Origin of the sequence: Corallococcus caeni (assembly GCF_036245865.1) — a bacterium.
Classification (GTDB): domain Bacteria; phylum Myxococcota; class Myxococcia; order Myxococcales; family Myxococcaceae; genus Corallococcus; species Corallococcus caeni.
Genome location: NZ_BTTW01000002.1, coordinates 1420068 through 1438131, shown reverse-complemented (window position 1 = coordinate 1438131; position 18064 = coordinate 1420068). Strand labels below are relative to the sequence as shown.

Here is an 18064-nt window from a genome sequence, read left to right as displayed (position 1 = left end):
GTGCTCCCTTGTCATCCGGTGCCCGGCCGCTGTCCGTCTGCCCCCATGAGACGAGATGAATTTCCGCCGTGTTCCCGGCGGGAATTTCCCGTGGCTTTTTGAGCGCGCACCGGGGCCGGATAGAGTGCCGGCCGACCGTGAACGACGAGCTGCGCGCACTCATCCTCGAAGCCCAGGACGGCAGCGTGCGCGCCTTCGAGCTGCTCGTGTCCTCGCACCTGCCGCGCGTGCGCCGCTTCGCGCGGGCCTTCGCCGCGTCGGACTCGGACGTGGACGACCTGGCGCAGGAAGCGCTGGTGAAGGTCTACAAGAACCTGCGCTCGTTCCGCTTCCAGTCCGCGTTCCAGACGTGGCTCTATTCGGTGGTGCGCAACGCGTTCTATGACGCCACCCGCAGCCGCGCCGGCCGCGAGCGCTCGCGTGAGGAGCCGCTGGAGCAGGAGCACGCGAAGGCGGCGTCGGACGCCGAGTCCGCGGACGAAGGGCTCATGCGGGCCCAGGAGCGGGACCGGCTGTGGCGGGCGCTCCGGGCCCTGCCGCCGGAGTTCCGCACCGCGGTGGTGCTCTTCGACGTGGAGGGGCACAGCTATGAAGAGGTGGCGGCCATTGAAGGGGTGCCCGTGGGCACCGTGAAGTCGCGCCTGTCGCGGGGCCGGGCGCACCTGAAGGCCCTGCTGGCGGGGGGCCAGGGCCCCGACGGCTCGCAAGAAGAAGGCCCCGTTGGAACATCCGGGCCGGACCTTTCGTCGCATGTTGCAAGGAGCAGGAAATGAGTGAGCCCGAGGACAGGGAGGACCGCGTGCTGCGCGAGCGTCTGGCGGCGCTGCGAGACGACGCGCCCGGGCCCGACTTCCAGGCCCTGCTCCACCGGCGGCTGGTGGAGGCCGGTCCCCCCACACCGGCGTCGGGGTGGGATGCGGTGCGGGACTTCTGGCGGCGGCGCGCGCCGGTGCTCTGGCCGGCGGTGGGCGTTGCCATGGGCGTGGCCACCTTCCTGGTGCTGGGCGCGGTGCGCGGCACGCCGGCCGCCACCGGGACGGAGAGCCCGGGGATGGCGGCGCTCGAGCGGCCCGGGACCCAGGTGCCGGTGAGCAAGGTGGCGGTCATCAAGCTGGACTTCACGGCGGACGTGGCCGTGGAGCAGGCGGACTTCCAGGTGAGCCTGCCGGAGGGGCTGTCCTTCTGGGCGGACGGAGAGGAGCTTCCGCTGCGGTCCTACCAGTGGACGCAGCCGTTGAGCGCTGGCAGCAACGTGATTCCCATCGCGGTGCGTGGGCAGCGGCCAGGGCGCTATCTGGTGACGGCGCTGGCGCGCGCGGGCGACCAGCGCATCGAGCACGACGTGGTGCTGGAGGTCACGGGCGGATGAAGACCTGGCTCTCGACACCGGCCGTCGCCGCCCTCCTGTGGTGGGGGGGCGCGGCCGCGCAAGCACAGCAGGCCCCGGCGCCTCCACCGACGGAGGCCGCGAGGCCCCCCGAGGCCCCCGTGCCTCCGCCCCCCTCCGGCGCGCAGCAAGCGCACGTGCGCAGCTCGCACACGGTGGACGTCATCGCGCCGGGGGAACAGGTGGACACCATCCTGGGACGCAGGAACATGGAGCGCCCTGCCCCGCCGCCCCGGGGCGACACGGTCCGCCCGCCCCCGGGCCATGAGGCGCGTGGGCCTTCAGGGGGGCCGGGACAGGACGGCCGTCCCAACGGGTCGCGTCCGCCAGGGGACGAGGGCCGAATGCGCTCACCGTCCCCGAGGACCGACGGCGCGCCGCCCCCACCGAATCAGCAGCCGCCCCCGCCGCCCCGGCGCTGACGGTCGGCACAGCCCCCGGGGCCTGTGAACGAACAGCGTGGGTGGAGACAGCCGGGTCCGAGCACAGGACCCGTGCCCCACGGCGCCAGCAGGGAGCGGGTTCCCCCTGCGCCTCCGGACCTCCAGGGGTGTCCACCTCCCCCCCGGCGCGGTCCCAACCGGTCCGACTGTCGGACAGGTTTCGGCTGCCTGGCGGGGTCGGAGGCCCCCGGCCACGACGGGTGACGAGGCCGGTCTGATGGGCGGCTCGTCAGCACGGGGGGCCGCCGCGGTGCTCACAACCTGTCCGACTGTCGGACCAGTTCGCGCGGTGCGCCGCCGCCGGGAGGAGTCCCCCGGGAGGCTCTCTCCTCATTCATGGACAGGGTTCAGGTCCGAGGGCGCGGCGACGGGCCGGGTCGGTTCGCACCGGGTCCACTGGAGGGCCCCTTCCTTCAACGCGTGACCGTTGGCGCGGTGCGCTGCCCTCGCTCCGGTGCGGGGAATGCGGTACGTCGCGGTGCGTGTGGACGGGCCTGCTGCTCCTGGTGGCGCTCGCGGCCGGGGAGCCGTTGGAGGACGCGCGCCAGTCCTTCGCGGCGGGCCGGTACGCGGAAGCCGAACAGCAGGCGCTCCAGGCCGAGCCGTCGGGCGCCGCGCTGTACCTCGTGGGCCTGGCCCGCTTCCGCACCGGCCGCCCTGAGGAAGCGCTGGAAGCCTTCGATGCCGCGGGGCATGCGCCGGATGCTCCGGAGCCCGACGCCTGGAACTTCAACCGGGGCGCGTGTCTCTACGCACTGGGCCGCTTCGTGGAAGCAGAGGAGGCCTTCGCCAGCGTCCGTGAAGGTGCCCCGCTCGCCCGTGCGGCGTGGATCAACGCGGGCTTCGCCGCGTTCGACGCGGGCGCCCCGGACCGCGCCGCGCAGTGGGCGGAGCGAGCCGCGGCGGGTGCCTCCACGGAAGAGGCCCTGCAGGTGGAGGAGCTGCGCGCCCTGCTCGCCCCCGTCGCGAACGAAGGGGACGAGGCCTACCGCCAGGGGCTCGCATCCTTCGACGCCGGCCGCTTCGACGAGGCCCGAGCGCTCTTCCTGCGCGCGGCGACGCGACAGCCCGACTCCGGCAGGGCCCGGCTCATGGCGGGCGCGTCCGCCTGGCGCCTGGGCTCGCGCACGGAGGCCCGCGAGGACCTCACGGCGGCGCTGAAACTGACGTTGAGCCCGCTGGACCGCAGGACGGCGCACCAGTACCTGGACCTGCTGTCCTACGGCCTGCGCTCCAGCGGCCCGGGCGCCTGGGCCTCCGCGAGCCTGGGGCCCGGCTTCGACAGCAACGTGCTCCAGGTGGGCGTCGCGGCGCGCGACGTGTCCGGCGCGAACGCGGACGTGGTGACCGCGAGCGCCTTCGCCGAAGCCAGCGTGGGCCTCACCGCGCGCCTCCGCCTGTCCGACCGGCTCTTCGCGGCCCTGTCCTACGGCGGCAGCCAGCGCGCCTACTCCGGATCCTCCGTGCGGGACTACTCGCTCCAGCTCCACCGCGCGACGGCGGCCGTGGAGTGGGAGGCCGCTCGCCAGGTGCGCGTGGGGATCCTCGCGGGGGGAGACCTCTTCTTCACCGGCCTGGAGGACTTCCGGGGGCTCCAGGCCTCCGTGAACGCCAACGCCTGGCTCGCCTGGGATGAAACCGCACACACCACCACGCGGCTGGACCTGGGCGCCGCGGGCAAGGACGGGCTCGGCGAGGAGTTCGCCTACCTCACCGGCCCGCGCCTGGACGCGACGCTGTCGCAGGAGTGGCGCCTGGGGCTCGCGAACGTCACTGCGTGGTACCGCTACCGGCAGGACCGCATCGGCACGCTGGAGCAGTCCTTCACCAGCGTGGACGAAACCCTCGCGTCGCGGACGTATGTCATTCCCTTCGGGTTCACCGGCCACGCCGTGGGCGCCTCCGGCCGGTGGCAACCCCTGCCATGGCTCACCGCCAGCCTGGACGCGGACGTGGAGTGGCGCCGCTACCTGGAGGACAACTCGCTGCGCGTCGTGACGACCGGGGGCGACACCGAGACATGGAACGTCCGCCGCCGCCACGACACGCGCTTCGTGCTGGGCCCCACCGTGAGCGCCCGGCTGTCGGGCCACCTGCGCCTCACCGCGCGCTACGAATTGCTGGTGAACCGCTCCAACATCGACATGCGGCTGACGGACGACGACGCCGCGGCCTGCGAGGGCGCGGCGCACCTCTGCCACGCGTACGACGCCACGAACGGCAACTACGAGAAGCACGGCGTGATGCTCCAGCTCGAAGCCGCGTGGTGAGCCACGCACCGGCGTGTCCGCTCCGCGATGAAGGCGTCCATCCAGGGGGTGGGGCTGTCAGGCACGGCGGCGCGGAGGGCGCGTTGCGAAGGGGGAATCTTCGCTCCAACTTGCCCCACGACGCACCCACGACAGAGGAGGCACACCATGCCCATGTCCCGACTTCCGCTGACGCTCGCCGCGGCCGCGGCGCTTTGCTTCTCCGCCGGTTGTTCCAAGAAGGGGATGCACAAGGAGGAGTCGCAGCAGCCCATGCCCGCGTCCGCCCAGTCCACCGCGACGCCATCCAAGGTGGATCAACGCTGCCCCATGTCGGTGCCGGGCACGCAGCTCCAGACGCAGGACACGTCGGACGGAGTGGCGCTCATGTTCACCACGTCCGACACCTCCCAAGTGTCGGACCTCCAGACGCGCGCCCGGCGGATGCTGGACGAGCAGTCCAAGCGCACCAGCGCGGCGGAGACGCCCCTGGACCTGGCGCAGGAGCAGGACATGGGCGACGCCTCCACGGAGGAGCAGAGCGGCCGTGACGACAGCGGCACCGGCGGCGGCGGCGCCAACCGGGGCATGGCCGGGGCGCCCACCGTCCCCTCCAAGGCCGTCGCGACCGACACGCCACAGGGCATCACCATCACCTACTCCGCCATGGACGAGATGCAGAAGCGCCAGCTCATCGACGAGGTCCACGAGACCGCCCGCCAGATGCAGGGCGGCCACTGCCCCGGCCTGTAGCCAGACGCCAAAGGCCGGAAGGAGACACCGGGACGGTGGAGACGCCGTCCCGGTGGAGGCGCTAACGGCTGAACACCACCGTGAGGTTGTTGCTGGGCATCTCCACCACGCGCTCGCGCTGGAGCCCGTGGCGCGCGGCCTCGGCCGTCACCGCGCCCAGCTCGCGCACGCCCCACGCCGGGTCGCGCGCGCGCAGTGATTCGTCGAAGGCGAGGTTGCTGGGCGCGGTGTCCTTCCCCTCCACGAAGTAGGGCCCGTACAGCACCAGCCGGCCGCCCGGACGCAGCACCCGCGCCGCACCCCGCATCAAGCCCTGGCAGGCCGCCCACGGCGCGATGTGGATCATGTTCACGCAGAGCATGGCGTCCGCGTGCGCCACCGGCCACGCTTCCGAAGCCGCATCCAGCAGGCGGGCGGGCAGGAGGTTGGACAGCCCCTCCTCCGCACGCCACGCGTCGATGCTCTCCAGCGCCGCCGGGTCCCCGTCCGTCGGCTGCCAGGTCAGCCCCGGGAAGGCCCGCGCGAAGAAGGCGGCGTGCTGGCCGGTGCCGCTCGCCACCTCCAGCAGCGTGCCCGACGCGGGCAGCACCTCCCGGAGGACGGTGAGCAGCGGTTCGCGGTTGCGTTCGGTGGCGGAGGCATGGCGCTTCATGCCCCACCCTCTTCCACAACCGCGCACGCAGGGAAAGGGCTCTCGCGGAAGTTTGCAATCACAGCCAACGTCCACGGCGGTGGCTCGCGAATTCCGCAACACTTTCCGCGTCCCGCCGACAACCTCCTGCCGTACCCGCCTCATCCCCCTCGCAGGAGCAATCTTGACGTTCTTCAACCGGAATGTTTCACGCATGCTGTGCTCGGTGTCACTGTTCGCGCTCGCGGGGTGCGGGCCGCTGGACGCGGACGCCCCTTCTCTCCCCGAGCAGGAGGTCGCCACCGCCCGGCAGGCGGTGTCCACCATCGCGTACCGGAGCAGCGCCACGGCGGGCGGCAGCACGCGCACGTCGCTGAGCATCGCGAAGCCCACGGGCACGGCGGTGGGTGACGTGCTGCTCGCGCGCATCATCAACCGCAACAACGTGGCCGCGGTGGCGACGCCGCCCGCGGGCTGGACGCTGCTGCGCTCGGACCAGAGCGCGTCGCAGATCAAGGCGTGGGTCTTCTACAAGGTGGCCACCGCCTCCGAGCCGTCCTCGTACGCGTTCACGCTGGACATCGCCAGCTACATGGCCGGCAGCATCTCCGCGTTCTCCGGCGCGGACACGGCCAACCCCATCGACGCGCAGACGGGCCAGAAGAACGGCCTCACCTCCAGCTTCAACACGCCCGCGCTCACCACCAGCACCGCCAACGGCGTCGCGGTGTGGTTCGGCTCGCAGCTGTGGACCGGCGCCGCGTGCCCGGACAGCCCCATCGTCCCGCCCGCGGGCTTCACCGAGCCCGTGGACACCTGCCTCGTGTCCTCGTCCACGGGCGTCATCTACGACGTCGCCTACAAGGACCTGGGCGCCGCGGGCGCGCAGGGCTCGTTCAACGGCTCGTCCCCCTACGCGGAGACGAACATCGCGCAGGTCGTCGCGCTGCGCGCGGCCAACGCCTCCGCGTCCTGCTCCGTGGGGGACACCTTCTCCACCGCGTACACCACGCAGGGCACCGTGACGGCCACCGCGCTGGTGGAGCCGTCGGGCCTGGCCGCCAGTCGCCTCACGCCGGGCGTCCTCTACGCGCACAATGAGGACACCACCGCCATCGTCGCCATCAGCACCGCGGACGCGAGCACGAAGGGCACCTTCAACGTGTCCAACGTGACGCCCGCGGACTGGGAGGACGTCGCCAGCGGCCCGTGCCCCGCCGGCCAGTGCATCTACATGGGCGACATCGGCCGCTCGAGCGCCAACTTCCCCACGCCGCCGTCCACCTTCGCCGTCTACCGCATCCCGGAACCCGACATCGGCGCGGGCCAGACGAGCGGCAACCTCACCGCCGAGGCCTTCCCGTTCCAGTACCCGGACACGCCCAAGGACGCGGAGACCATCATGGTCCACCCCACCACGGGCGACATCTACATCATCACCAAGTCCTACGCGGGCGCGAGCAAGGTCTACAAGTTCCCCCAGCCGCTGCCCACGCCGGGCACCATGAGCACGCTCGTGTTCGTGGCCAACCTCCCGCTGCCCACCACCACGGACACCAACTACGGCGCGGCCACGTCCGGCGCCATCCACCCGTGCGCCAACCGCTTCCTGCTGCGCACCTACCGCAAGGTGTATGAGTTCCGCGCCGCCCCCGGCGCGGCCTTCGAGACCGCGTTCGCCGCCACGCCCGTTTCCCTGACGGACACCGTGGAGGGCCAGGGCGAGGCCATCGAGTACGACCCGACCGGCACGGCCTATTACACGATGAGCGAGTCCCCCTCGCCCTTCAAGCTCAAGCGCGTCGTGCGCCAGTAGCACGCAATCGCAGTCAGCCCGAGGCCGCGTCCGGCACCCTCGCCGGGCGCGGCCTGCCGTGCGCCGTGAGACATTCCGGCTGTTTCAGCACGGGGACGGGATTGATGTTATTTCTCGTTTTCCATGTATAATCGCAATCATGCGATGCTTCCGTTCCCGTCTCGCGCGCTCCGTCGCGCTGTCCTCCTTGTCCGCCACGCTGTTCCTGGCCTGTGGGCCGGAAGGGGGCGAGCTGCCGTCCAGCGACGCGTTGCTCGGGCAGTCGCGGGCGCTGGCGGTGACGGGCCACAAGGCGTTCCGGGTGATGACGTACAACGTGCGGGGCCCGGTGGACACGGGCGTGCGCGCGTGGAGCAACCGCAAGGCGGCGGTCATCCAGCGCATCCTCGTGAACAACGCGGACATCGTGGGCGTGCAGGAGGCCCAGGCGCCCTCCGGCGGGCCCAGCATCCCCGCGGACCTCATCGCGGGGCTGACGGGCACGGACAAGCCCTACGGCGTCCACAACCCGGGCGGTGGCAGCCCCAAGCTCATCTTCTTCAAGAAGAGCCGCTTTGAAATCGCTTCCGAGGTGGGCCAGGGCAACGAGGCGCTCGTGAATCCCTATGCATCCACCGCCACGTGCTTCAGCCACGCGGAAGGGAAGAAAATCTCCTGGGTGGGCCTGCGCGACCTGACGTCGGGCCAGGTGTACTTCGTGGCCAACACGCACTTCGCCTACGGGGCGGAGTGTTCGCTGGGGCGGCTCAAGGAGGCGGAGCAGATGGCGTCGTTCCTCGCCACGAAGCCCGGCGGGCTGCCGGTCATCGCCATGGGGGACTTCAACTCCGACGCGCAGGGGCAGTCCACGCCGGGGGAGGCCACCATCGAGAACCTGGAGGCCGGGGCCCGGCTGTTCCGCACCGCGCGCTTCGACGGCGTGACGGGAGTGGACGACGCCACGTTCAACAACGCGTGGAGCGGCTCCACGTCCACGAACTACCAGCGGCTGGACTACATCTTCCACAACGGGGGCGAGCTCACCTCGTCCGCGCCCGCCATCGACCGGACGGAGAGCGGCGGCCTCACGCCGTCGGACCACTACCCGGTGCTCGCCACCCTCCGCCCCGCCCTCTTCTCCGCGGGCTCCACCCTCTCCCCTACGCCCAACGGCACGTCCACGGGCACGCAGCTGTTCTTCGCGGACGTGGACGGTGACGGCTGCGCGGACCGCATCACCTGGAACTACGCGGTGGGCGAGGGCGAGACGTGGGTGGCGAAGTCGAAGTGCGACGGCGGCTTCATGGCGGCGGTGAAGAACACGGGCGCGACCAGCGGGGTCGCCACCACGCGCTTCTTCTTCGCGGACGTCACCGGCGACGGCTGCGCGGACAAGGTCCTCTGGCGTCCCAACCTGGGGGACGGCGAGGTGCGCATCTACCCCGCGAAGTGCGACGGCACCTTCGGCGACCGCGTGGCCGTCACGCAGGCGGCCAGCACCAGCGACGCCACGCGCTTCCTCTTCGCGGACGTCACCGGCGACGGGTGCGCGGACCTGGTGCGCTGGAACCCCACGCTGAAGTCCGGCGCCTTCGACACCTTCGTGTCCAGGTGCAACGGCACAGTGTCCTTCGGCGCCGCTGTGACGAGCACGACGGGAGCGAACACCAGCGCGGGCACGCGCGTGTACTTCGCGGACGTGGACGGTGACGGCAAGGCGGACCGCGTGCTGTGGAACCCGGACCAGGAGGGGGGACGCACGCGCGTGTACCGCTCCACCGGCGCGGGGGCCTTCGCGCTGTTCTTCCTGCACGAGGCGGGCACCAGCGGCGTGGACACGTCCCGCTTCTACTTCGCGGACGTGGACGGCGACGGCAAGGCGGACAAGCTCTTCTGGCGGCCGGGCTTCCGCGAGGGCCGCATGCAGGTGTACCCCAGCACCGGCACCAACTTCGCGAGCAGCCCGGTGATGGACAACACCGGCTTCAGCAACTCGGAGAACACCGGCTTCTTCTTCGCGGACATCGACGGCCGGGACGGCGCGGACAAGGTGTACTGGAACCCCAACAACTACGACGGCGACACCAAGGTGTTCCGCGCGCTGGCGCCGTAGCGCCGGCACGCGGGGGGCGGCGCGCGTCAGTCCTGGAGGATGACGTTGCCGGAGGTGTCGGTGTTCCAGGCGTCCGGGGCATCCAGCTCGGGCGCCTGGGTGAACAGCTCCTGGTAGCCGTGGCCCGCGCCCAGGAAGCGCGAGGACCACTGCACGGAGTAGCGGCCCGCGCCCAGCTCCCGCACCGCGGACACCTCCGCTGGCAGGGTGAACAGGGTGAAGCCGCTGACGGACGCGGGGGCGGTGACGTACCAGGAGAGCCCCGGCTCGCCCTGCTGGGACATCAGGCGGACCGTCACGGCGTGGGCGGCGGGGTCGGTGCTCCAGCGCAGCGTCAGCCCGGCGCGGGGCCCCGCGCCGGGCGCGGTCTCCGTGCCCGGCGTGGGCGAGGTGAGCGCCATGGGGGTGGGCAGGGCCAGCGTGGTGAGGCCCTCCTTGAGCATCCGCGTGCTCGCGGTCACCCGCCCTGAAGCAATCCGCTCGCGGGTGCCCGCCGCCACGGACAGCCGGACGTCCACGGTGTCGAACGGCGGCGTGCGGGCCACGGTCTTGACGTCCATGGGCAAGGTCCCCGCGCCGACCGAGCTGAAGAACAGCTCCGAGCCGAGCAGGTGGTTGACGTGGACCTCCGTCACGGCGTCATAGGGCTGCAGGTGCGTCACCTCCACGGGCAGCCGCTGGTCCAGCGGGTGGTCCATGGGGATGACCAGGTTGCGGACGGTTCGCCCCGCTCCCACGGCGATGTCCGACAGCAGCCCGAAGGTCTCGACGCCGTCAGCGCGGCCGTTGACGACCAGCGCCACCTTGCCGGGGGCGTTGCCATTCACGTCGATGCTGAAGGTTCCATCCACCAGCGTGAGGGCCGTGCCATGGAAGCCCGGGCCCACCACGCGCAGCCGCACCGGACTCCCGCGCAGGTTCGTCACGCGGCCGGTGAGCGTGGCCTGCCGGCTGGACGGGATGGCCCCCACGAGGCCGGTGCTGGAGGGGACCCACACCTCCGTTCCCTCCACGGCCAGCGTCGTGCTGGCCACGACCTGGTTCTTGCCCGCGATGACAACGGTGATGTCCTGAGGGCCGGTGATGGCCGGGTCGTCGAACCGCGCGATGCCGTCACGGCCCAGCGGTTGACGGAAGCGGCTGCCGTCCCCCAGCAGGACGGTGATGTCCTTCACGTCGTCGGAGGCGTTGACGAAGTTCCACCAGTCCGAGTGGACGACGAGGGCCACCGGGCCTCCCCTGTCCGGGCCCACGGGAGTCAGGTCGTTCTCGTCTCTACAGGCGACGCACAGCAGCACGGCGAGCACGAACAGTCGGTTCAAGGAAGCTCCCAGGGGAACGGCGCGGCGTTCAGGGCTGGCCCACGACACACGGAGGCACGCAAGCGGACATCGAGTGCGAAGCAAAGCACTCCGTGGGTCTGCCCCACAAACCCATGGTCCCCGGCGGCGGTGCGCGCGCAGACTGCGCCCCCACATGCGCGCCCTGCTCTTCTTCGCCGTCCTGTCCGGGGTCCTCGGCTCCGCGTCCGCGCGGGCCCAGGCCCCTGCCCGCTCCTACGTGCTGCGTCCGGCACGCGTCTTCGACGGCACCACCGCGAAACCCCACGCGGGCTGGGTCGTGGTCGTCACCGGCGAGCGCATCGTCTCGGCGGGGCCCGCGCAGGGCGTGAAGGCGCCGGAGGGCGCGGAGGTCATCGACCTGCCCGGCGCGACGCTGCTGCCCGGGCTCATCGAGGGCCACTCGCACCTGTTCCTGCATCCGTACAACGAGGCGAAGTGGGACGACCAGGTGCTCAAGGAGTCCCTGGCGCTGCGCGTGGCGCGGGCCACGAACCACGCGAAGGCGGCGCTCCTGGCGGGCTTCACCACCACGCGCGACCTGGGCACGGAGGGCGCGGGGGACGCGGACGTGGGCCTCAAGCAGGCCATCGACCAGGGCATCATCCCGGGCCCCCGCATGGTCGTCACCACGCGCGCGCTCGTCGCCACCGGCAGCTACGGCCCCAAGGGGTTCGCCTCCGAATGGACGGTGCCCCAGGGCGCGGAGGAGGCGGACGGCGTGGACGGCCTCACGCGCGCGGTGCGCGGGCAGATGGGGCGCGGCGCGGACTGGATCAAGGTCTACGGCGACTACCGCTGGGGCCCGCGCGGTGAGGCGCTCCCCACGTTCTCCCAGGAGGAGATGCGCCTCATCGTGGAGACGGCCAGGAGCGGCGGGCGCCCGGTGGCCGTGCACGCCAGCACGCCGGAGGGCATGAAGCGCGCGGTGCTTGCCGGGGCAGAGAGCATCGAGCACGGCGACGCGGGCACGCCGGAGGTCTGGAAGCTGATGGCCCAGCGGGGCGTGTTCCTGTGCCCCACGCTGGCCGCGGGCGACGCCATGCTCCAGTACCGGGGCTGGAGGCGCGGCGTGGATCCAGAGCCCGAGTCCGCGAAGAAGAAGCGCGAGGGCCTCAAGGCCGCGCTGGCGGCGGGCGTGCCGCTGTGCGTGGGTGGGGACTCGGGCGTCTTCACGCACGGGGAGAACGCGCGCGAGCTGGAGCTGCTGGTGGCCAGCGGCGTGACGCCCGCGCAGGCGCTCCAGGCGGCCACCTCCGGCAACGCGCGCATGCTGCACTGGGAGGACCGCGTCGGGCAGGTGAAGGCCGGGCTCTACGCGGACCTCGTCGCCGTGGAGGGCGACCCCACGCAGGACATCGCCGCCGTGCGCCAGGTGCGGCTGGTGATGAAGGGCGGCGCGCTGTACCGGCGCTGAAGCGAGGCTCAAGGCCTCGCACGGCGGACGCGGCCGAGCACGACGTCCGCGAGCCCCGCAAGCAGCAGCACCGGCGCCACCAGCACCGCGCCGAACCAGGCCAGCGCGTAGCCGACCCCCAGGCCCATGCGCCAGGGGCCGCCCACGACGGTCCCGGACAGCACGCCCACGGACTGACGCCCTCCGCCCAGGTGCAGACAGACGAAGAGCGCGCAGAGGCCCAGCGCGGCCAGGACAAACGGGTGACGCCTCATCGGTGTGCCTCCAGGTGCGGCGCCCGCGCGAGGCGCCAGAGGGGTCCTTCGACGAGCGCGTACAGCAGCACCGCGTCCGCGAGCGTGTTGCCCGCGGCGAAGCGCAGCCCGGTGTCGTCGTGCACCGGGAAGGCCGCGAAATGGAGGCTGGTGAGCAGCCCGTCCAGCGCCTCCTCGTCATCGAACGCCGCCGCGCCCACGAGCGCGAGCCCGCTGGAGCCCGCGTTCGCGTTCACCCAGGGAATGGTGGGCCCGGAGTCGACGTCCTGCACCGCCCCCGCCTCCGAGGGCCACTCCCCCGCCCACGCGAAGCCCAGCGCCTGCCCCAGGAGCGCGGCGCGGGCCCGCTGGTACTGGTCGCGCGCGAAGTCCGCGTCCACCACCTGGAGCATGTGCGCGGCGAGCCACAGCGTGGAGCCCTCCGGCCCGTCCTTCGTCACGCCGTCGTAGGTGAAGCTCGACACGAGCAGACCTGTCCGACGGTCCGACAGGTTCTCCCGCGCGGAGTCCACCCACCGGCGCAGCAGCGAGCCATGGTCCCGCCCATCCACGGTGTCCGACAGGCGCAGCGCCGCGAGCGCCACCGTGTTGCAGAAGGTCCAGCCCTCGTCGGGGTAGCTCTCCGCCGCGAGCACCGGAGCCCGCTCCAGCTGTCCGGCGATGAGGTCCACGCGCTCGCGCAAGAGCGGCGCGTACTCCGCGCGCGGCGCCACCACCTGACGCGCGGCGAGCATCAACGCCAGCTCCCCGTCCACGAAGAGGCTGCGCCCGGAGGGGTCCTTGAAGGGCCCCGCGTGCACGTAGGGCAGGAAGAAGGCCTCGTGCGCCCGTCGTTCGTCGCGCAGCGTCCGGGCGATGAGCGCGTCCACGACCTCCAGGTGCTCCGCCCTCCGCCAGGGCTCCGACAGCGCGAGGTTGGCGAACGACAGCGCGGAGAAGGTGCGCACCATCAGGTCCCACTCCGGGTTGGTGCGGTGGAGCACGTCGCGCTCCGCGCTCGACGCCTGGAGCGAGAACGCGCGTTGACGGAAGGCCAGTGCCGCCGCCAGGGCCTCCCGATTCCGGGGCCGGAACAGGAGGTGGAGTGATGGCAGCCACACCGCCACGGCCAGCACCAGCAGCACGAGCTTGCGTCGCATAGGCCCGTCAGTATCGGCCGCGGGCGTGCCGCATCCTGGCCCCGCGTGCCGGACGGTCGCGTCCGCACGCTGAACGGTCGCGGTCCACCCCGGACCTGCTTCGCCGCGAAAGCGTCATGTCCCAACCCGCCGGGCCCGCGTGTCTCAAGGCCCATGAAGACACACGGATGGACGGCCCTGACAATTGGCGTGTTCCTGGGAGGCTTTGGCCTGGCGAAGCCCCCTTCAGCGGAGGCCTGCGAGGGCCCCCTGTGCACCGTGGAGGGCAGCCGCGTTCCCCTGCCCCCGGACGCGGTCGTCCCGGCGAACGTGCCCGCGCTGGTGGTCGTGCCGCCTGCCGAAGAGTGGGTGGAGGAGCAGACCCTGCGCTTGCGCACGAAGGAAGGCGTGGACGTGGAGGCACGTCTCCTCAAGGGACCTGGGAGCAGCGGCGTCCTCGTCCCGACCGCCCCGCTCGTCCCCGGGACGCACTACCACCTGGAGGGGACCATCCCCTGCTCCGACGGCCACACGGGGCAGCCGTTCGCCGCGATGGCGGACTTCACCGCGGGCCCGGAAGTCGCGCTGCCCACGGCGACCGGCGTGCTGGAAAAGGGAACCAGTCAGGCCGGAAGCATCAAGGTCTGGGACGGCGGCGCGTCGTGCGCGGCGAACTACTTTGGCGGCCGGACGACGCTGGAGTTCACTCCCGCCCCCGGGTTGGTGCCGTTCCTCCCGTGGGTGCACTGGACGCTGGAGGTGGATGGACAGACGTGGGCCACGGCCCCGCACGGCGCGGTGGACGCCAGCGGCGGCGTCATCCCCGCGGATGGGTTCAGGGCGATGCGGGACCTGCTGACCGTCTATACGCTCTGTGACCAGGAGCCCCCCGGGATGCCCGCCTCGGCCAGGGGCGTCTCCGAAGGCAGGCACACGGCCACGCTGCGCCCGGTGCTCGAACAGGCGGGGATGGCGCTGCCCGCGCTGGAGGTCGCCTTCGAGGTGTACTGCCCCCACTTTGGCGGCGACGGCGGCCAGGAAGACCCCCTCCCCGACCCCACCCCGGACGACGGCCCTCCGCTGAAGGCCAAGGGGTGCTCGCAGGCGGGCGGAGGGCTCGCGGCGTTCGGGCTCCTGGCCACGCTCCGGCTCTGGCGACGCCGTTCCTGAGCCAATGTCCCACTTCGCCGGGCTCCGGTGTCTGATGAGGCATATGCACGGACACGCTTGGACATGGGGCGCGGTGGGGACCTTCCTCCTGGGGTTGGGGGTGTTCACGCCCCCTTCGGCGGAGGCCTGCGCCGCGCCCAATTGCCTCATCGACGTTCGCTTCCCGCTCCCCGAGGACGGCGGCCCCGTACCCGCGAACGTCCCCGGGCTGGTGGTGAGGCCACCGCTGCTGGAGAGCACGGATGTCTCCACCCTCCGGCTGCTCCAGTCGGATGGCACGCCGGTGCCCTTCACGTTGGCGGATGGCAGCCGCAACACTCAGGTCCTGGTCCCCAAGGCGCCGCTCGTGCCGGGCACGCAGTACCGCATCGAGGCAAAGGGCCTCTGCCAGCACCAGGAGACGCAGACGCAATCCGCGACCTTCACCACGGGCCCCGAGCGGCCGCTGCCCACGACCCTGGGCACGCTGAGCGTGGACACGCCGAGCCGGGGGACGTTCCCGGTGTACGGGGACTCCAATTGCGGGAGCACGCAGGAGGGCGACTTCACCACGCTGCGCTTCACCCCGTCAGCGGAGCTGGTGCCCTTCCTGCCCTGGGTGCACTGGACGGTGGAGGTGGACGGCCAGCCCTGGTCCTTCAGCAACCACCACGGGCTGACGTCGGCGGGCGCGGACAACTACGAGAGCCACCGCTACGAGTACAACCGGCCGCTGCTGTTCCTCTACACGGTCTGCACGCCGGGCAACCCGTCACCGCCCGGCCTGGGCCTCACGCCCGGACGCCATCAAGCCACACTCAGAGGAACGCTGGAGCACGCGGACATCACGCTGCCGCCGCTGAGCGTGGACTTCGAGCTGACCTGCGCCACGCAGTCCGTGGACGCGGGCACGCCGGATGGAGGCACCGGGGAGGACGGAGGCACCCCGGACGCGGATCCCATCAGCAGCCCCTCCAAGGGCGGCTGCACGCAGGCCGGAGGGGGCCTGACGGTGCTGGGACTCCTCGCCACGCTGCGGCTCTGGCGCGGCCGCGGCGCAAGGAATTGAGCCCCGGAGGCCGAGAGCGTCGGCCTCCAGGGCCCCTGCTCAGTAGACCCAGACGCTCCTGGGCGCGAAGTTCAGGGGACTCACCCACTCGCCAGGGCCAATGGGATAGGGGCCGCCAACGCAGTCCTCATTGAGGAACAGCGATGCGGTGTAGGGTCCGTTGTTGATGGCGGAAACGGCCCGGTCCTCCCAGCCGTGCTCTGGAAGGTTCACGCAGGTCCCCGCGCCGCCGGGCGGCCAGGCCATGACATTCCACACCTCACCGGTGAAGTCCGGGCCGTCGAACAAGCACAGGACCCCGGAGAAGGGACACGGATTCTCTTCCTCGGCCGCCGCCTCCGTGGGCGTCAGCAGCGCCGCCGCGGAGAGTCCCAGTGTCATTGCGGCGCCCAGCCCCAAAAGGGCGGACCGCTTGAGGCTGCCATGCTGCTGCCGGAACGCATCCCAATTCATTGCAATGTCTCCCATCCAGATGAACGTGCGCTGCCGCGCAATGCTAGAGCACTGCACCGAGGCGACGAACGGAGAGGCTTGGAAGAGAAGTGCATCCATTTCGTGATGAACGCATTGAGTCCATTGCCATAGAAAACTTCCAGATCACCCCTCCTGCGCGCGCGCCGCACGGCGCGCCATGCCCCCGACGACGAGGTGGTGGAAGGGCCGGATGACGTTGAAGTACACGGGCCCGGCCCAGTTCCGATAGTGCACCAGCGTGACGACGTGGAAGCGCCGCCGGGGTCCACCGCCCGGCCGCGGCTCCACCACCACGGCGAGGGTGGCGTCCAGGTGCTGGTCCTTCGCGGACACCACCCAGACGTGTTCCTCCTCCGCGTGGCGCACGGTGAAGAACAAGGCCGCGCCACCCGGAGTCATGGGGATGTCCTCCGGGCGCAGGTGCTGTGGCCGGGGCACCCCGTGCTGGCGCATCCCGAGCAACCGGACGAAGACTGCGCGCACGCCGTACAGGGCCGTCATCCACGCGGGCTGGTACGACAGGAGCGCCGCGAGGAACTCGCGCAGTGTGGCTTCTGACTCCACCGTCTTCACGTCCACGTGGTCCGCACCTTGCGCGAAGGGCCGCAGCACCTCCGGCAGCGCGGAGGCGGTGCGGGACTGGAAGAGCACCAGGCCGATGGCGCTGTGAATCCCTCCCACGAGCATCAGCCACGTCCCTGTCGTCACCCGCATGCACAGCCCCCATTCGTGTCATCGGATACGGTACCGTATACCGATACGGCACCGTATCTCCCGACCCGCCGGGAATGCGCCCTGGACCTCCGGGAGGGGGTCCGCCAGACTGCGCTCGACGATGAGACGCACTACTGCCCGCCCACCGGAGCCTTCGCCCTTCCGGAGCATCGAGGACATCCGCAAGCGGCACCGGGGCCCGGGCCTGTCAGCGGAAGACTGGGCGGACGCCGCCCTCTGGAGCCTCGCGGAGGGCGTGGAGGCCCTGTCCGTGGAGCGGCTGTCCCGCGGCCTGGGCGTGACGAAGGGCGGCTTCTACTGGCACTTCAAGGACCGTGCGGACGTGCTCCAGGCCGCGCTCGCGCGCTGGGAGCAGTTGGCGACCACGGAGTTCATCCAGCGGCTGGAGACCCTGCCGGACCCGAGGCAGCGGCTGCACCAGCTGCTGGCGCTGACGTTCGACCTGGGCCCGCATGGGAGGATTGAGGTCGCCATCGTCGCGGGCGCCGCCTCGGACCCGCGCATCCAGCCGGTCCTCGCGCGGGTGTCGCAGCGGCGCCTCGACTATCTGGTGAAGCTGTACCGTGCACTCGGGCTGCCGGCCCGCGAGGCGCGCAACTGGGCCTTGCAGGCCTATTCCACGTACGTGGGGCTCCTGCACCTCGCCATCGCCAACCCGAAGACGCTGAGCGCGAGCCGCCCTCGCGCGGATTACATCCAGCATGTCGCCCGGACGCTGATCCCCGCGTGAGAGCGCTGGCTCCATTCGAAGGCTGGAGTCACAACGGCACGTGGACCGAGACTCCGTCCCGACCGGTGCTCCAGTCGCGCAAGTACTTGTTGAGCTCGCCGTAGAACGACACCGACACCAGCTCGGCCACGGAAAAAAGTTCGACGAGCAGCGCTCCCACATTGCCGTTGTGCGTTTCGGCCGCGTCCGCGTCGACGTACTCCTCGAGGATCGAGTAGTGCCCCGGCCGCTGCGCGACAAACCACTGGTAACGCAACGTCCCCGGCTCGTCCGCGGCGGCGGAAGCCAACGCCCGGGCGAGCCGGATGAACTCCGACTCAAGGTCAGGCCGCTGCACCCGAAACTCACACTGCACCAGGAGGGTCATCCGCTGAGGATACCCAGCCTCCAGGCGGCATGGGGTCCCT

The 18064-nt window shown here is 71.5% G+C and carries 17 protein-coding genes; 10 read left to right on the top strand and 7 right to left on the bottom strand.

Annotated elements, in window-relative coordinates; all coding sequences use genetic code 11:
* Positions 1 to 137: 137 nt before the first annotated feature.
* The 4 genes from AABA78_RS13925 (at position 138) to AABA78_RS13910 (ending at position 4832) form a co-directional block, all read left to right on the top strand.
* A complete protein-coding gene (locus AABA78_RS13925) occupies positions 138 to 773 on the top strand; it encodes a sigma-70 family RNA polymerase sigma factor (RefSeq protein WP_171416445.1) in 636 nt (211 codons plus the stop codon).
* Positions 770 to 1369, top strand: a complete 600-nt coding sequence (locus AABA78_RS13920) for a hypothetical protein (RefSeq protein ID WP_171416443.1) — start codon at positions 770 to 772, stop codon at positions 1367 to 1369. Before AABA78_RS13925 ends, AABA78_RS13920 begins: the two co-directional genes overlap by 4 nt.
* A gap of 943 nt (positions 1370 to 2312) precedes the next feature.
* Positions 2313 to 4100 carry a tetratricopeptide repeat protein gene (locus tag AABA78_RS13915; protein ID WP_338263496.1) on the top strand — a complete coding sequence of 596 codons (1788 nt, stop codon included), beginning with the start codon at positions 2313 to 2315 and terminating at the stop codon, positions 4098 to 4100.
* Positions 4101 to 4247: 147 nt separating this feature from the next.
* Positions 4248 to 4832, top strand: coding sequence for a hypothetical protein (locus tag AABA78_RS13910; RefSeq protein ID WP_338263495.1), 585 nt, complete (start codon positions 4248 to 4250; stop codon positions 4830 to 4832).
* A gap of 61 nt (positions 4833 to 4893) precedes the next feature.
* Here AABA78_RS13910 and AABA78_RS13905 read toward each other — a convergent pair whose 3' ends face one another.
* The gene (locus AABA78_RS13905) at positions 4894 to 5484 is read right to left on the bottom strand and encodes a DUF938 domain-containing protein (RefSeq protein WP_338263494.1); all 591 of its coding nucleotides are present in this window, start codon (positions 5482 to 5484) and stop codon (positions 4894 to 4896) included.
* 163 nt (positions 5485 to 5647) lie between these two features.
* On the opposite strand from AABA78_RS13905, the gene AABA78_RS13900 reads away from it, so the two are divergent.
* Entirely contained in the window at positions 5648 to 7279 is a 1632-nt protein-coding gene (locus tag AABA78_RS13900) for a cell wall anchor protein (protein WP_338263493.1), read from the top strand.
* Between the two features lie 139 nt (positions 7280 to 7418).
* Complete coding sequence (locus tag AABA78_RS13895; protein ID WP_338263492.1) at positions 7419 to 9371, top strand: FG-GAP-like repeat-containing protein; 1953 nt, start codon at positions 7419 to 7421, stop codon at positions 9369 to 9371.
* A gap of 26 nt (positions 9372 to 9397) precedes the next feature.
* On the opposite strand, the gene AABA78_RS13890 is transcribed toward AABA78_RS13895, so the two are convergent.
* Positions 9398 to 10693, bottom strand: coding sequence for a hypothetical protein (locus AABA78_RS13890; protein ID WP_338263490.1), 1296 nt, complete (start codon positions 10691 to 10693; stop codon positions 9398 to 9400).
* A gap of 154 nt (positions 10694 to 10847) precedes the next feature.
* Between AABA78_RS13890 and AABA78_RS13885 the strand changes: the two genes are divergently transcribed.
* A complete protein-coding gene (locus AABA78_RS13885; RefSeq protein ID WP_338263489.1) occupies positions 10848 to 12128 on the top strand; it encodes a metal-dependent hydrolase family protein in 1281 nt (426 codons plus the stop codon).
* Positions 12129 to 12136: 8 nt separating this feature from the next.
* Here the strand turns inward: AABA78_RS13885 and AABA78_RS13880 are convergent, their stop codons facing one another.
* Together AABA78_RS13880 and AABA78_RS13875 are read right to left on the bottom strand one after the other, a co-directional pair.
* Complete coding sequence (locus tag AABA78_RS13880; protein ID WP_338263488.1) at positions 12137 to 12382, bottom strand: hypothetical protein; 246 nt, start codon at positions 12380 to 12382, stop codon at positions 12137 to 12139.
* Entirely contained in the window at positions 12379 to 13521 is a 1143-nt protein-coding gene (locus AABA78_RS13875; RefSeq protein ID WP_338263487.1) for a linalool dehydratase/isomerase domain-containing protein, read from the bottom strand. The genes AABA78_RS13880 and AABA78_RS13875 overlap by 4 nt, the downstream gene beginning before the upstream one ends.
* Positions 13522 to 13674: 153 nt before the next feature.
* Between AABA78_RS13875 and AABA78_RS13870 the strand changes: the two genes are divergently transcribed.
* Both AABA78_RS13870 and AABA78_RS13865 read left to right on the top strand, forming a co-directional pair.
* Positions 13675 to 14670, top strand: coding sequence for a hypothetical protein (locus AABA78_RS13870; RefSeq protein WP_338263486.1), 996 nt, complete (start codon positions 13675 to 13677; stop codon positions 14668 to 14670).
* A 73-nt stretch (positions 14671 to 14743) separates the two neighbouring features.
* Complete coding sequence (locus AABA78_RS13865; RefSeq protein WP_338263484.1) at positions 14744 to 15718, top strand: hypothetical protein; 975 nt, start codon at positions 14744 to 14746, stop codon at positions 15716 to 15718.
* 39 nt (positions 15719 to 15757) lie between these two features.
* Here the strand turns inward: AABA78_RS13865 and AABA78_RS13860 are convergent, their stop codons facing one another.
* Positions 15758 to 16270: a peptidase inhibitor family I36 protein gene (locus tag AABA78_RS13860; RefSeq protein WP_338263482.1), complete on the bottom strand. Its 513-nt coding sequence runs from the start codon at positions 16268 to 16270 to the stop codon at positions 15758 to 15760.
* A gap of 45 nt (positions 16271 to 16315) precedes the next feature.
* Positions 16316 to 16906 carry a DUF2867 domain-containing protein gene (locus AABA78_RS13855; RefSeq protein WP_338263481.1) on the bottom strand — a complete coding sequence of 197 codons (591 nt, stop codon included), beginning with the start codon at positions 16904 to 16906 and terminating at the stop codon, positions 16316 to 16318.
* A 121-nt stretch (positions 16907 to 17027) separates the two neighbouring features.
* Here AABA78_RS13855 and AABA78_RS13850 point away from each other — a divergent pair, with 121 nt between their 5' ends.
* Entirely contained in the window at positions 17028 to 17657 is a 630-nt protein-coding gene (locus AABA78_RS13850) for a TetR/AcrR family transcriptional regulator (protein WP_338263480.1), read from the top strand.
* 28 nt (positions 17658 to 17685) lie between these two features.
* Here AABA78_RS13850 and AABA78_RS13845 read toward each other — a convergent pair whose 3' ends face one another.
* The gene (locus AABA78_RS13845; RefSeq protein WP_338263479.1) at positions 17686 to 18024 is read right to left on the bottom strand and encodes a putative quinol monooxygenase; all 339 of its coding nucleotides are present in this window, start codon (positions 18022 to 18024) and stop codon (positions 17686 to 17688) included.
* Between the last annotated feature and the right edge of the window lie 40 nt (positions 18025 to 18064).